11 protein-coding genes and 1 pseudogene are annotated in these 14,246 nt (G+C 63.0%); 2 read left to right on the top strand and 10 right to left on the bottom strand.

The window, feature by feature from the left end; all coding sequences use genetic code 11:
* Positions 1-65: 65 nt before the first annotated feature.
* The 8 genes from ABJF10_RS02015 to ABJF10_RS01980 all read right to left on the bottom strand — a co-directional run bounded on the left by ABJF10_RS02015 (position 66) and on the right by ABJF10_RS01980 (position 10,120).
* Positions 66-1,544 carry a DUF1501 domain-containing protein gene (locus tag ABJF10_RS02015; RefSeq protein ID WP_348542840.1) on the bottom strand — a complete coding sequence of 493 codons (1,479 nt, stop codon included), beginning with the start codon at positions 1,542-1,544 and terminating at the stop codon, positions 66-68.
* Positions 1,541-4,312 (bottom strand): PSD1 and planctomycete cytochrome C domain-containing protein, encoded by a 2,772-nt coding sequence (locus ABJF10_RS02010; protein WP_348542839.1) that lies wholly within the window; start codon positions 4,310-4,312, stop codon positions 1,541-1,543. Before ABJF10_RS02010 ends, ABJF10_RS02015 begins: the two co-directional genes overlap by 4 nt.
* A gap of 3 nt (positions 4,313-4,315) precedes the next feature.
* On the bottom strand, positions 4,316-5,923 hold the full coding sequence (locus tag ABJF10_RS02005) for a LamG-like jellyroll fold domain-containing protein (protein WP_348542838.1): 1,608 nt from the start codon (positions 5,921-5,923) through the stop codon (positions 4,316-4,318).
* On the bottom strand, positions 5,920-6,501 hold the full coding sequence (locus ABJF10_RS02000) for a sigma-70 family RNA polymerase sigma factor (RefSeq protein WP_348542837.1): 582 nt from the start codon (positions 6,499-6,501) through the stop codon (positions 5,920-5,922). Before ABJF10_RS02000 ends, ABJF10_RS02005 begins: the two co-directional genes overlap by 4 nt.
* A gap of 87 nt (positions 6,502-6,588) precedes the next feature.
* Entirely contained in the window at positions 6,589-7,434 is an 846-nt protein-coding gene (locus ABJF10_RS01995) for a sterol desaturase family protein (protein WP_348542836.1), read from the bottom strand.
* Positions 7,435-7,495: 61 nt separating this feature from the next.
* On the bottom strand, positions 7,496-8,911 hold the full coding sequence (locus ABJF10_RS01990) for a DUF1501 domain-containing protein (RefSeq protein ID WP_348542835.1): 1,416 nt from the start codon (positions 8,909-8,911) through the stop codon (positions 7,496-7,498).
* A 58-nt stretch (positions 8,912-8,969) separates the two neighbouring features.
* Positions 8,970-9,935, bottom strand: a complete 966-nt coding sequence (locus ABJF10_RS01985; protein ID WP_348542834.1) for an EamA family transporter — start codon at positions 9,933-9,935, stop codon at positions 8,970-8,972.
* Complete coding sequence (locus ABJF10_RS01980) at positions 9,932-10,120, bottom strand: hypothetical protein (protein ID WP_348542833.1); 189 nt, start codon at positions 10,118-10,120, stop codon at positions 9,932-9,934. The genes ABJF10_RS01985 and ABJF10_RS01980 overlap by 4 nt, the downstream gene beginning before the upstream one ends.
* Before the next feature lie 296 nt (positions 10,121-10,416).
* On the opposite strand from ABJF10_RS01980, the gene ABJF10_RS01975 reads away from it, so the two are divergent.
* Entirely contained in the window at positions 10,417-10,728 is a 312-nt protein-coding gene (locus tag ABJF10_RS01975) for a hypothetical protein (protein WP_348542832.1), read from the top strand.
* A gap of 17 nt (positions 10,729-10,745) precedes the next feature.
* Here ABJF10_RS01975 and ABJF10_RS01970 read toward each other — a convergent pair whose 3' ends face one another.
* Both ABJF10_RS01970 and ABJF10_RS01965 read right to left on the bottom strand, forming a co-directional pair.
* Entirely contained in the window at positions 10,746-12,515 is a 1,770-nt protein-coding gene (locus ABJF10_RS01970) for a VCBS repeat-containing protein (protein WP_348542831.1), read from the bottom strand.
* Positions 12,516-12,536: 21 nt separating this feature from the next.
* Positions 12,537-13,832: a DUF4159 domain-containing protein gene (locus ABJF10_RS01965; RefSeq protein ID WP_348542830.1), complete on the bottom strand. Its 1,296-nt coding sequence runs from the start codon at positions 13,830-13,832 to the stop codon at positions 12,537-12,539.
* A 168-nt stretch (positions 13,833-14,000) separates the two neighbouring features.
* Here ABJF10_RS01965 and ABJF10_RS01960 point away from each other — a divergent pair.
* Positions 14,001-14,246: pseudogene (locus tag ABJF10_RS01960) on the top strand (hypothetical protein); the annotation flags it as partial.

Genomic DNA, 14,246 nt, shown 5'->3' with positions numbered 1-14,246 from the left:
ACCATTTGCGGTCAGAAAGTGACCTTCACTCTCTCGCCGGTGGTTAAGTTTGTATCCAAGACTCCTCAGACGAGCACTTCGCGGATGACGTTGCCGTGGACGTTGGTCAGGCGGCGGCGCACGCCATTGTGTTCGAAGGTGAGTTGCTCGTGATCGAGGCCGAGCAGATGCAGGATGGTGGCATTGAAGTCGTAGAGAGGATGAATGTCCTTCACCGCTTTCTGGCCGAGCGGATCGGTCTCGCCGTGGCTCACGCCGGGCTTCACACCGGCGCCGGTTAGCCAGCAGGTAAAGCCGTCGGGATTGTGATCACGGCCCTGCGCCCCTTTTTGAAAGAAGGGCATGCGGCCAAACTCCGTGCACCAGACGACCAGCGTGTCGTCGAGCAAGCCGCGTTGCTTGAGATCCCGAATGAGGGCCGCGGCCGGCTGGTCGAGGATCGCGGCGTGCTTGTCGTACTGCTCCTTGAGCTTGTTGTGCCCGTCCCAGTTGAGTTCGCCGCCGCTGGCGTAGGCGCCGTTGAAGAGTTGCACGAAGCGCACCCCGCGCTCGACGAGCCGGCGGGCGAGGATGCAGTTGCGCGCGAAGCCCGCTTTGTTCGGATTCGAGGCATCGTCGGCGCCATAGAGTTTCAGGATATGCGCGGGCTCGGTGCTGAGGTCGCTGATCTCCGGCACGCTGAGTTGCATGCGCGCGGCCAGTTCGTAGCTCGCGATCCGCGCGGCCAGCTTGCCGTCGCCGGGATGCTCCTCGAGGTGGCGCGCGTTCATGCGTTGCAGGAGCGAGCGCGCGGCTTCGTCACTCCCTTTGCTGATACTCGCCGGCGGCGCGAGATGGCGCACCGGCTCCTTCGAGCTCATGGGCGTGCCTTGGAACACGGCGGGCAGAAAACCGGGGCCCCAGTTGTTCGACCCCGCCTGCGGGACGCCGCGCGGATCGGGGATGGCGACGTACGCGGGCAAATTCTGGTTCTCGCTGCCGAGCGCGTAGCTCACCCACGAACCGATGCTCGGAAATCCATCGAAGGTGAAGCCGGTCGAGAGAAAATTCTCCGCCGGGCCGTGGGTGTTGCTGATGCTGGTCAGCGAATGAACGAACGCGATGTCGTCGGTCAATTCCGCAAGATGCGGGACCATGTCCGATACCCATTTCCCCGTCTGACCGCGTGGTCGAAATTCGTACTGGGGTCGCGCGAGATTGCCCGCCGGCCCTTGAAACGTCACCGCCGGTCCGCCTTCCAGCGGCTTGCCATCGTGGGCGATCAACTCCGGCTTGTAGTCCCAAGTCTCGAGCTGGCTCACCGCGCCGGCACAAAAAATCATGATCACATTTTTCGCCTTTGGCGCAAAGTGCGGCGGGCGGGGTGCGAAGGGATGCGACGGGTCGATCACCGGCGCGGGCGCGGACGCGGCCAGCAAACCGTCGAGCCCGAGCAGGTTCGTCAGCGCGATGGAGCCGAGCGCGGTGGCGGTATTCGAGAGAAAGCTCCGCCGGTTCAGTAGGTGACGGCCAGTCAGCGAAAAATGTTCGGCAGGATGACTCATGGGAGGAAGAGGAATTCGTTGCTGTTGAAAAGCACGCGACAGAGCGTTGCGAGGCCATCCGCGCGCACCACCGGTTCGGCGTCGCGCAGTTCCTCGGCGTGGGGATCGCGGCTGAACGCGAGCTGGTAGGCGCGCCGGATTTGTTTCACCGCATCGTCGCCCGCTTCCGTCTTCACGCGCGCCGCAAACGCGGCGGATTCGTCGATCGTGAATTGGCTGTTGAACAGGTTCAGCGCCTGAATCGGCGTCGTCGATTCCCGGCGGTGGGCCGTGCTCTGACCGGCATCGGGACAATCGAAGGCACCAAACACGGCCTCGCGTTCCCGGCGGACTTTGTGCGCGTAGATCATGCGCCGCAACCCGTCGCCGCGGTACGATTCGACCGGCTTGAAGCCACTGAGCCCGCCGCGTTTGTCGAATAGATCAAAGCCCCGGCCAAACATTTTTACGCTGAGGCGCCCACTTACCGCGAGCATCGCATCGCGGATGGTCTCGGCTTCCAGGCGCTGCGAAGGATAGCGCCACAGCAGGCGATCATCGGCATCCCTCGCCTGCGTTTTCGCGTCGATGCGGCTCGATTGACGATAGGCCGCGGAAAGCACCATGAGCCGGTGCATGTGCTTCATGGACCAACCGGACTGCATGAACTCCGCAGCCAGCCAGTCGAGCAACTCGGGATGCGACGGCTTCACGCCGTTGTGACCAAAGTCGCTGGGCGTCTCGACCAGGCCGGTGCCAAAGTGCCCCTGCCAGATGCGGTTCACCATCACGCGGGCGGTGAGCGGATTCTGCGGACTCGCAATCCAGTCGGCCAGTGCTTTACGCCGTTCCTGCTCGGCGGTTTCCTTCGGCAATTGCAAGCTGCCCAACGTGCTCAGCACGGCAGGCACAATTTCATCCTTCGGCTGTTCGGGGTCGCCGCGATTCAACAAATGGATTTCGTCCGGCGCGCGGAACTTTCCAGCGAAGACCTTCTGGCCGATCTCCACCGCCGCGATCTTCTCCTCGAGCGCGCTCTTCTCCCGCATCAAGCGGGTCGCTTCCTGCACTTCGTCTTTGCTCAGTCCCTTCGTCGAGAAGGCGACTGGTTTCTTATCCTTTGGTTCGAACGCCCGTCGGTCACTGCTATCCGCCACCGCCCGCCAGTCGCCCGCGGCATCGGCGACTTCGATGAGGTACTCGGTGGCCAGCCGGTCCTTGAATTTGCCTTCGCGATCACGCCCCCACACCACGCGATCGACGGTGTGCTCCTCGGGAAATTCCAACACGATCCAGCCCCGCCCCGTTTGATTCGACATCCAACTGTGCTCATTGCCGTACTGGCCATCATTGATGTGCCGCAATTCGTGGCGGTCCGCGACCACCGTATCGCCGGAGGACGTGGCGGTGGTGCCGCCGCTCGCCAGCGCGACGTTGCGACCCGCGGTGTCGAAGACTTCCAATTCGTCGATACAGGACTCGAGTCGATTCGTCTGCTTGATCGTGAACCGCACCCGCTTCGCCTTCACCGGCGCAAAGCGGTCCGTGTTCACGCGGGTGTTCACCGGCGGACGTTCCGCACCGGCCTTCGCCAACGGCACGAAACGCGCGAGATGCTGGTCGATCATCGCCGATTGCGCGGCCAATGATTTGCTCTCGCCCCGCAGCGTCTCGGCTTCCGGCGTGTGCAAGTCGCGGTCTTGGTACTCCACACCGGCGACGAAGGCCTGCATCGCGTAGTAATCGCGCTGCGAAATCGGGTCGAACTTGTGATCGTGGCAGCGCGCGCAGCCCACGCTCAGGCCGAGAAAGGTCTGGCCGATATTCATCACGATCTCATCCAGCGAGTCCTGACGGGCGAGACGTTTCGAAGGCTCGTCCTTGCCGATCTGTCCCGGCAACAGCACGGAGGCAGTAACGAGGAAGCCAGTCGCCGCGTCTTCACCCAGCGTGTCGCCCGCGATCTGCTCGCGAATGAAACGGTCATACGGTGTGTCGCGATTGAACGCGCGGATCACATAGTCGCGATACGGCCACGCGTTGGGGCGTTCGGTATTCACTTCGAAGCCGTGCGTGTCCGCATAGCGCACCACGTCGAGCCAGTGTTGCGCCCAGCGTTCCCCGTAGCGCGGCGAATCCAACAGCGCATCGACCACGCGTTCATAAGCATCGCTGCGCGCATCTTTGACGAAACTCTCGACCTGGTCCGGTGACGGCGGCAGGCCGGTCAGATCAAACGAAACGCGCCGCAGCCAGGCCACGCGTTCCGCCTCGGGAGCGGGTCGCAATCCTTCCTTCTCCAGTCGCGCGAGGATGAAACGGTCGACGTCGTTGCGCGGCCAGGCTGTGTCTTTCGTCTCCGGCAGAGCGGCCTTCGCCAACGGCTTGAACGACCAATGATCGCGTTTGTCCTGCACTTTCACCAAGTCCACGCCCTCGGGCCATACCGCGCCTTGTTCGATCCAGGCGGTCAGGGTCGCGATCTCCGCCTCCGTCAGGCGATCCCCTTTCGGCGGCATGCGCTCGTCTTTGTCCTCGCTCGTCACCATCTGGATCAGCGGACTCTCTTTCGCCTTGCCCGCGATGATGTCCGGTGCGTGGTCGTCGCCGCCCTTCAGCGCCGCGGCTCTCACGTCAAGCCGCAGCCCCGATTTCTGCTTCTTCTCCCCGTGACACTCATAGCAGCGCTTTTCGAGGATTGGGCGCACGTCGCGCACGAAATCCGTGGGCGCGGCCACCAAGCCGCCGTTAACCGTGAGAAAAAAGAGCGCAGAGAAAATGAGTTTCATCGATCAGCCGTAAGGATTCCCGGCGGCGAACAAGCCGCGCACTTCGTCGTCGCTCATCGCCCGGCCAAGGATCAGGAATTCGTCAATGCGCCCGCTGAGTTTGCGGTCTTGTTTGTCCCAATTGCCGATCTGTGCCGGACCGAGGCGCGCGGGGTGCGCGATTTCCTGGAGCGTCTCCTTATCGAGTTGTCCGTTCAGGAAAAAGCGCACGGAGCGCGCGGCGGAATCGTAGACGGCGGCGAGATGCACCCAACGCCCCTGCTCCGGCAAAACGGGCGTGCGCGAGTCGGGATACCCATCATGCTCTTCGAAGCCCTCGGCCAGCGTATTGCCAAAGAGCGCCAGTCGCATCTTCGTCGTGCGCGTGACCATCCAATGGACCTGGCCGGGGTTGTTCTTGCTCCAGCCATCCGTGTGGATAAGCGATTGATACGGTTCGCCGAGCCGATCGAGCCGCACCCACGCGGCCAACGTCAATTGTGGCCATTCGTGATCGCCACCGGCATCGAGTTTCATGTGATCGCCCACGCTGACGAACTCCGGCGCGTGCGAACCCGGCCAGCGGCCCTGAACCATGCGGTAGCTGCCGGACGGAAGATCATCACCTTCAAAATCGAGCAACGCGATGAGCGCCGGATCGCTGCGCAAGGCCGCCAGCGCCGCATCCGCATGCGTCCGCTGGCCCACGGCGAGCGCGGCCCGCAGCAAGGACACTTCCTCGGGCCGAATGAACGCCGCGGAGCGCAGCTCGCGCGTGTTGCCCGCGCCGGATTGCAGCGCGTAGGCCTCCCCATCGCGCAGGCTCCGGCGGTTGCCACCACCCGACGATTGCGCGATGACCTCGCCTTGGAAAACGTGCACTTCCGCCTCGCCCCGCAACGGCACATCGACGCCAAATTTCGTCCCGAGGTCGACCGCCTTGCCCGTCGGCGTGATCACGGTAAATCCTTTCGCCGGCGGCGGCACTTCTGCCGCCACCCGCCCCGCGTAGAGCTGCAACAGATCGGCGTGGCGGCATTCGAATTCCGCCGGGGCCTCGATCACCAGTTGCACCCCACGCCCATAGACCAAGCCCAGCGTACCTTGCACCAGCGTGAGGCGGCCATGCGGCAATGTCTCCGCGACAGCCAGGGCCCGGCCCTCATGAGTGAGCAGCGCACCGGCATTCTGCGTGATCCGCACAAAACCCACCGGTCGCCGCCCGCGCACCCACAATGCTCCACCCACGGCACTGACGGTCAATGCCGCCGCCGCTGCCAGCCACTCGCGACGGTGCCAGGACCTCCCCGCGATCCCCTTTTCAGCTGACACCGGTTCAAATGGAATCACCTTCGGACCCGCCTCTCTGACCCGCTGCATCACGTCCTGGACAAACGCTTCGCTGCTGCGTGGCACACGGGCGAGAGTGGCTTGGACAAAGCCTTCCGACGCGGCAGCCCCCTCGGCGGCGGTGAACCCAAGCAGACGATGCATTTGAAATAAATCGGCCGCCCGCTTTTGCAGTGGCTCGTTTTCGGCCAGCAGCCCGCGCAGCTCGGCATGGCCGGCTTCATCGAGTTCGCCTTCGAGAAAATCCGCCCACACTTCGACGAAGCGTTCTTCCGGCGTCATGCGGTGCCTCCCGTCTCCGCGGCGAGCTTTTGTTCGATGCACTCCTGCAGTTTTTGCCGCAGCAGCCAGAGTTGCTTCTTCACCGCGGCAATCGAGCGGCCCGTCCGCTCCGCCATTTCCTGCAAGGGAATCTCGTCCGTATAGCGCCAATCGATGAATCGCCGCCCCGGCTCGCCCAGTGTCTCGAGGCAGGTGCGCAGATGAGCCAGACGCAATGCGGTTGCGCCCGCGGGTTCCGCCGCCCGTCGTTCGAGTTCACGATCGAGAATGTCCGGCGCATAGCGGGTGTAATAATCCGCGAGCCGGCGCAGGCGCGTGGCTTCGGTCATGAGCTGATAACGCGCGATGGTGAACAGCCACGCCGGAAAGCTCGTGCCTTCCTGAAATTCGCCGAGCCGGGTGAACGCCGCGATGAAGGTCCTTTGCGCCACTTCATCGCAATCGCCGCCGGGCGGGCAATGCACCGCCACCCAACCCCGCACCGGCCCCTCGAACCGCCGCACAATAGCCTCAAACGCCGCCAGGTCCCCTTCCCGGGTGCGGCGGATGATGTCGGGAGGCAGGGAGTCGTCGGTCATCGGGGGTGCTGGATCTTCACCAATGAAATGGCACGAACCAGCAAAAGGTTACCCCCCTCAAATCGCGGCGCCGTCGACCACCTTGGCTCAAAGCCGCTGCGGATCGCCTTCCGACACGAGACTACCCATGGCTCCCGTCGCAGAATCGTCCCCGGACGGTGTCCCGCAAACCCGCTCGTATTCTTGCTCGTAGCGCGGGTGGTTCGTGCCCATGAGCCGGTCCCAGACGTTGAAATAGAGACCGTAATTATAGTTCACGTAACGATGGTGCATGTTGTGATGCACGGACGTGTTGTGCCAGCGCGTGAAGGAGCTCCGCAGAAACCATTTCGGCAGGATCTCAAAGCCGAGATGACCGAAGACGTTCATCACCGTCATGTAGAAAAGCCAGAGCACGGCGACGATCGGGTGCATCGGCAGGACCAGGGCGGCGAGCGGAAAGATGATCGCCTGCACCAGCGCCTCCAGCGGCTGAAAGGAAAACGACGCCCACGGAGTGGGATTGTGGCTGAGGTGGTGCACGCGATGGAACATCGGGAACAGCGGGCGCCAGTGCATGAGCCGGTGCGTCCAATAAAACCACGTGTCGTGAATCACGATCATCGCGCCCAGCGATACGCCCATATACAGCCAGCCGCGGGGCTCGATGTGGGTATAAAGTTTCGACCAGCCGAGCTTGTAAAGGATAGCGGTGAGCAAGCCCGAGCCGCAGAAGACCAGGAAAGAAAGGAGGCTGTAGGCCACCTCCATCCGCATCTGCGAGGATTTCGGAAACGAGTCCTGAATCTTCCGCCCGAGCAACCGCCGGCGAAACCAAACGTAGAACACCAGGTACGCCCCACCCGCAAACAGGCCATAGCGCACGAAATGCGACACATACTCAAATAGCATGAGCTTCTCGATGCGGCTGAGAGCGACGGGATCGATGTGCATGGCGGGGTACCGGACTTTGTAATGCAAAAACCCAGTGACAGCCAGCAGTTCCACGCCGCCATCAAATGCCAATCAGTTCGCGCAGCGGCTGGCCGTTGTCGGTGAGGCGGCGGGGGCGGCCGAGCGGGTCGATGAATTCGCCGGCGGGGTCGAGGCCGAGGAGATGGAAGATCGTCGCCGCGAGGTCCGGCGGAGAGACCGGGCGCGAGGCCGGAAACGCGCCGAGGTGATCGCTCGCGCCGACGATCTGCCCTCCGCCAATGCCCGCTCCGGCGAGCACCACCGAGAAGCACGATCCCCAGTGGTCGCGGCCACCCGCGGCATTGATCTTCGGTGAACGCCCGAACTCCCCCATCACCACGACCAGCGTCTCGTCGAGCAATCCCCGCGATTCGAGATCGGCGATGAGCGTGGCGAAAGTGCGGTCGAATTGCGGACAGAGCACATCGCGCACACGGCCCGCGTTGTTCTGGTGCGTGTCCCAGAGCGGATTGCCGATGTTTTCGTCGCCGGACTCGCGCGGCCAGTTCACCTGCACGAGCCGCACTCCCGCCTCCACCAGGCGGCGCGCGAGCAACACACTCTGGCCCAGCTTGTGCCGGCCGTAATTGTCACGCAACGCGGGAGATTCGCGCTCGATCTCGAAGGCGCGCCGGCTCGCGTCCGAGTGCAGCACGTCGAACGCCTTGTGGTGCATGTGATCCAGCGTCGCCATCGCCTCGCTTTGCGCATTGTCCCGGAAATGCGCGTCGAACTGCTGGAGCAAATCGAAGCGTTCGGCCAGGCGCACGCTCGTCACCCCGTCGGTGAGGCTCATACCCTCGATGCGCATCGGCTGCTGCGTCGGGTCGCACTGGATCATCATCGGATGCCACGCCGGTCCCATGAATCCGCCATTCTGTCCGGGCCACACGATGTTGCCGTTGTTGTGGATGAGTTCCGGCAAAACTACCGAGGAGAGCGGCGAGCGCACGCTGGGTTTCAAGGTTCCGACGACCGACGCGATGCTCGGCCAATCCTGCGGGCCCGCGGGCACGTTCTCGGCCTTCGACGGCGGCACGTAACCGGTGAGCATGAAGGCCCCGCTCGTGGAATGCGCGTTAATGTCGGTCGTCATCGAGCGAATCACGGCGAGCCGATCCGCCACGCGTGCGGTGTGCGGCAGCGTCTCGCAAAAGTTCAATCCAGGCACGTTGGTCGCGATCGGACGGAATGTCCCGCGAATCTCCAGCGGCGCGTCCGGCTTCGGGTCGAAGGTATCGTGCTGGGGCGGACCGCCGCTCAGGAAGAACACGATGCACGATTTCGCCCGGCCAAAGCTCGCCCCCTTGTCGCCGGCCGCTTGCGCTGCACTCGCGCGGCCAGCACCCAGCCCCTGGAGCGAAATCCCGAGCGCGCCCAAGCCTCCAATGCGCAGCCACTCCCGGCGGCGCAATCCGCCGACAGGGGCATTCGGGCTGTGCAAGGGGGTAAACACGGCGGGGCTGACTTTAAGGAGACAACCCGCCGGGAGCAAAGTCTTAGCCCGGATATTTCTATCTGGCCCGGCCTTTCACGGTGATCAAAATCACCGCGACGAGGATGAACGCGCCGGCCAGCAGTGCGCCGGCCGGCAGCGGCTCTTTCAGCACGATCCATCCGACCACCACCGCGATGAGCGGGTTCACATAGGCATAGGTCGAGACACGCGCGGGCGTGCTCACCCGCAACAGCCAAACATAACAAGTGAAACCCACGAGCGAACCGAAGACGGTGAGATACACGAAGGCTTCAGCCGATTGCGCACTCACATCGTGCAGGCTCCAGTTCCGCGTCTCTCCGAGCAAGAGACTGGCGAGCAGCATAAGCACGCCACCGGCAAGCATCTGCATGGAGATGGCCTGCAATGCCGAGGTCGGCTGTCGCGCGTGGCGCGAGAAGATGGAGCCGCCGGCCCAGCAGACGGACGCTGAGAGCAGCATCACCGCGCCCGCGGGGTCCATGACGCCGTGGCCCTGCGCATCGCGACTGGCCACGATGAGCACCACGCCCACGAAACCCAGCCCGAGCCCGGCGAAGACCAGGCCGTGCGGACGCCTTCCGCCGGGGCGCAGCCAATCGAGCACCAGCATCCAGAGCGGTGTGCCGGCCACGGTCAGCGCAGTGATATTGGTCGGCACGCGTTTTTCCGCCCAGCTCACGCCACCATTGCCCACGAGCAGGAGCAGAGCGCCGAGAATGAAGGCATCGCGCCAGTGGATCGCCTGCGGACGAGGAGCACCGCGGCGGCGCATGATCGCGTAGAGCACACCGCCGGCGACGATGAACCGCGCCCCGGCCATGAGAAAGGGCGGGATCGTCTCGATCGCGAGGCGGATACCGAGATAGGTGGAACCCCAGATGACATAGACGGCGGCAAACGCGCCGGCGACCATCCACACCTTGGGTGCGGCTGGCGGGGTGCGGGCTATCTCCGGTGCGGGGACGGCGCGCTCGCGGCGGCAAGGCGTGAGCGCACTCATACGTCGCTGAACAATTGTGGAAAGCAACACCGGAAATCCGCCAGGGCACACCGGCGCGCCGCTTCGATCGAAAGACCGGCCTCGCGATAGATGCGCGTGAGCAGGCCGACGCGGTGGCCGGGGCCGGGCTGCGGCGCAGGGCGCACGGGAGGCTCCGGCAGGCGGGTGAGGTTATCGGTGATCATATGGCTCGGTGTGGTTGGAGCGAGCCAAGGGCGGCGAAACAAAAATCCCACCGCCTTTGGCCAGCGGTGGGTTTGATGAAAGAAAATGTGTTTCGGATCGGGTTCAGTTTCTTTCCCCACTGCGCTGGAGAATCGCGCAGACAGCCCAAAGGACGGCCATCGAGCGCGAGCTCGCGTGCGGTCGTTTGGCGATGGTGGAATAGAAGTTCATTGAACTGCGAACCTTGTAACGGCAATGGCGCGGTCCGTCAAATTGATATTCCCAAGACGCGGCAGGAATTCTGACGAAATTGACCGTGAACTATCTTCTCTTCGTGGAGCGTCCCAAGCTCGGGTCGCGACTCGACCAGCCTTCGGCGGTCGACCGCGTCACCGGCACGCAAAACATCGACACCCTGACCAACCGCGCGCCGCAGACCGTCACGACCAGCGACGTCGTCCTCCACAAAGATACCATGGGCGGTGGCTGGACCTACAACAACGGCGGCCGCCTGCGCGCCGAAGACACGGTGGTCGGCGTTTGGGTGCGCGTCTCCCAAGGCGGCCAGGTCATCGCGGAATACGCGAATCCCCCGACGGTCACCAAGCGCGGCTGGGATACGAAGTAACTGGCGGCGCGCGCCGATTACTTCTTGTCACCCGCCGCCACGAGCTGCACATCGCAGATCTCACAGTCCGAGCCGTACTGCGGCAGCACGAATTTGAACTCGATCATCGCCAGCGTCGTCGCCGCCAGTTTCTTCAGATTGTGCTCCTTGAATCCCACGGTGAACGTCTTTTCCATGCTCTTCCACTCGTTGCCGCTGCTGAAAGGTTCCGTCACGTTCACTTCCTCGTGCGTTTCATCCTTCTGCGCTTTCGCGCCGCCACGGTCGTTTTTCACGAATTTCGTGGCCACATTTTCCGCCGCGCCCAGATAGGCCACAGTGCACGCGCCATCGGTGATCCCCTTGCCTTTCACCTTGAAGGTCAGCTTGTAAGTGCCGCCGACCTTCAGTTCAGGCAGCGATTGGCGCATGAGGAAAGCATCGGCCATGCGATTCCATCCCGCCCAGCGCACGTCCACCGGCACCCATTCTTCCCGCCAGTAGCGGAAGTAATCGAGGTCATCTTTCCCATTCACCGCCAGCGCCTGCATTTTGAAGACTTTGTTCGGCGACGGAAAGTAACCCGCCTTCAGCACCTTGCCCCCACCCGGACTCACCTCTTTGGCATCCACGTCCAGGAAAGCGTAGAGATTCCCGCGGTCGTGGCCAATATCGAAGGTCCAATCCACGGGGAGATTGATCTTTTCCTTGAAAAACTTTTCCCCGCGCATTTCCGCGGCGGCGCCAAATTTCGGCTCGGCTTTCGTCCCGCTGTTCATCGCCAGCGCGATGCGTCCATTGCTCTTGCCGATGATCAGGTCGAACAACCCGTCGCCATTGAAGTCCGCCGCGCAGGGAGCGACCGCCATGCCCAGCGTATCCTGGGTTCCGAAACGAATCATATTCGCCAGCGCCAATTCGGTCCCGGGCTTCCAGTTACCCGGGTTGAGATAGACACCGACCGTCCCCTTGCGGTCGCCCACGAGCACATCCGGCAACCCGTCGCCGTTGTAATCCGCCACCGTGGGTACGAGTTGCTCCCGCCCGTCTCCGTAGCAGAGATAGAAACGCTGATCATCGCTGAACTTCGGCGTCGAGGCGCTGGATTGATTGAGCAGCACATACACCGCGTTGGCCGAATAAGAACCTTCGCCGATGAGCAGGTCGGTCTTGCCATCCTTGTTCCAATCGATCGGGCACGGCGCGAAGAGATTGCCCCACGGCCGCTTGCCGGCTAGCGGGATTTTCACGCGATCATAGTTCGTCGGCTGGGCAAAAGCGGGCGTGCCGGAGCCGCCGGTATTCGGCACGAGCAGCACGTCCCCGCAGTAGTTGCCGATCAGCAGATCGAGCGAGCCATTGTGGTTCGTGTCAAAGAGCGCGATCTTCGGCACGCTGTGCGGACCCGTCCACCAGGTCCGGTCGTAAGTCGTGTCCTTCGCGATCTGCGGCGGGAAGATCGGAATGATCTCCGCATGGGTGAATTTCGGCTCCGTCTTCGTCCCGCTGTTGATGTAGGCGCGCAGAATGCCCGCCGGATCGGCTGTCACCAGGTCCGGCAGCCCGTCGCCATTCACGTCGGCGAAGCTCACCGAGATCGGCATTTCCAAGCCACCGACTTTGCCCGATTCCGTCGTCGCATAGGTCCCGCGCCGAAACCCGGCGAGAAAACCCGCGCTGTCCACGCCATCCCACAAATTGTCGATCGGCGTGGATTTGTGAAAGTCACCGTTGACCACCAGATTCTGCGCACTGGCGCTGGCGGCGGCGCAACCGAGGAGGACGGCGAGGAGAAGTGAGGAACGCATGGTCGTGTTCATATCTTGGTTTCAGTTGCCCATTTGCGGCACGTTGCGGAGCTTTTCCTCCCAGCGCGTGAGCAGATGGATGATGATATTCGTGCCAAACTTGTAGGTGTCGAACAGCGCCTTCGGCTCGATGTTCCGGTAATAGAGATTGCGCCGGTACCACATCTCTTCGTTCACCGCGACCATGCGCTTCTTCTCGTCGCGGCTCAGGTCGATGTCGCCCTTTTCATCGATGCCAAATTGCCACATGTCGCCGTAGTCGTTGGCCGTGTAGAGCACCGCGATCTCGCCGCCGTAGCCCATGAGCGCGTAGATCGGCTCGTCGTAAAAGTTCACCCCGGGCGCCACCGCCTTGACCTCCGAGTACCACGCGTGCGTGAAGATCGGGTGAGTCGCCGGCAATTCCTTCCACGGTTGATTCGGATCGGGCACGAGTCGCAACATCTCGCGGCGAAACGCGATGTCGAAACGCGAGCGCTGCCCGGGCAGCGAGCTGTCCCCCCAGATGCAGCCCCCGCGCCGCAAATACTCGCCGAGGTTCTCCACCTCCTTGTCCGTCAGCTTGAAATCGCGATGCCCGGTGAACCAGATGAACGGCGGCTTCTTCACGAAAATCTCGTCGCTCGACAGGTCCAGCGGTTGCACCTGCGGCCCGGCGTTGATCTTTTTCTTCGAGAGCTTGGTGATGATGTAGAGCAGGTTCGGCAAGCTGCCCGCCCAGACGCGCCCGTCGGGCTCGAGGCGCACCGTCGAATCCCAATCGCCGCCCTGGTACTTGGCCAGGTAGGCCGTGAAAACAAATTCGCGGCTCTTCAACGGCTTGCTCATCGACGCCGTGCCACCGACCGCCCAGCCCGCGGTGAAGTTGGAGATCTTCTTGGCGATGTCCTTGCTCAGGCCCGTTCCCGTGGTCGGGGCCTTCGGCTGCGCCGGCGCCTTGAGCGTGTCGGACTTCATCACCGGCATCGTCGAAGCCGTCGATGGCATGCTGAAGCTTGACGGCGTGGGATTCGTCGTCGTCAGGGCGGCGATCGTGGAAGGCGCCATGGCCACATTCGCTACCTCCGTATTGGCCAGCGAAGTGTCCGTCTTCAACGTCACCGTCTCCTCCGGCGGCCGCTCCACCGTCGGGTCGGCGTTCACCAGCGTCCCCGCCTCGGAGGTAAAATCGGGGATATCCTTAAGATTCTGCACGAGCACCGTGCCCCCGAGGAGCAGGATCAGGACGGCGTGCAACAGCGCGGACACAGTGAAAAACTGGGCCTTCGAGAAATACTCGATCAGCTTGGTGCTGAACGGTTGGCGGTTCGCTTGCATGGGGGGGACGCGGAGAGTGGCGGTATTCATCATATCGGAAGTTTTTGACCAACGCAAAGGTGACGTGCCGCTCATTAGCACCTATCGGACCCAACGCCGTTTGACGAACATTCTCTCTATAAATATTTCGCCCAACTAGTTGCCGCGGAACGCAAAACATCCCTCCAGATGCCCCTCAGGAATAAATTCTATCCCCTCCTCCACCCCACAGCGCCGAAAACGCCGCAGCCGGGTTCGCTGGGGAACCCGGCCGCAACCCGCGCTCCCGACACCATCGCGCGTCGATTGAAACCGAAACCGCTTTTCGCTCTCCATCCATCGCCCGCCGCGGCAGATTCATCCTGTCTCTTCGTGCACCTCCCCGCCCCGCCCATGAAACCAATCCCACTCCTGCTCGCCCTGCTGCTGGCCCCG

The organism is Chthoniobacter sp., from assembly GCF_040003245.1.
GTDB lineage: Bacteria > Verrucomicrobiota > Verrucomicrobiia > Chthoniobacterales > Chthoniobacteraceae > Chthoniobacter.
This window is presented reverse-complemented; position numbering and strand designations above follow the sequence as displayed.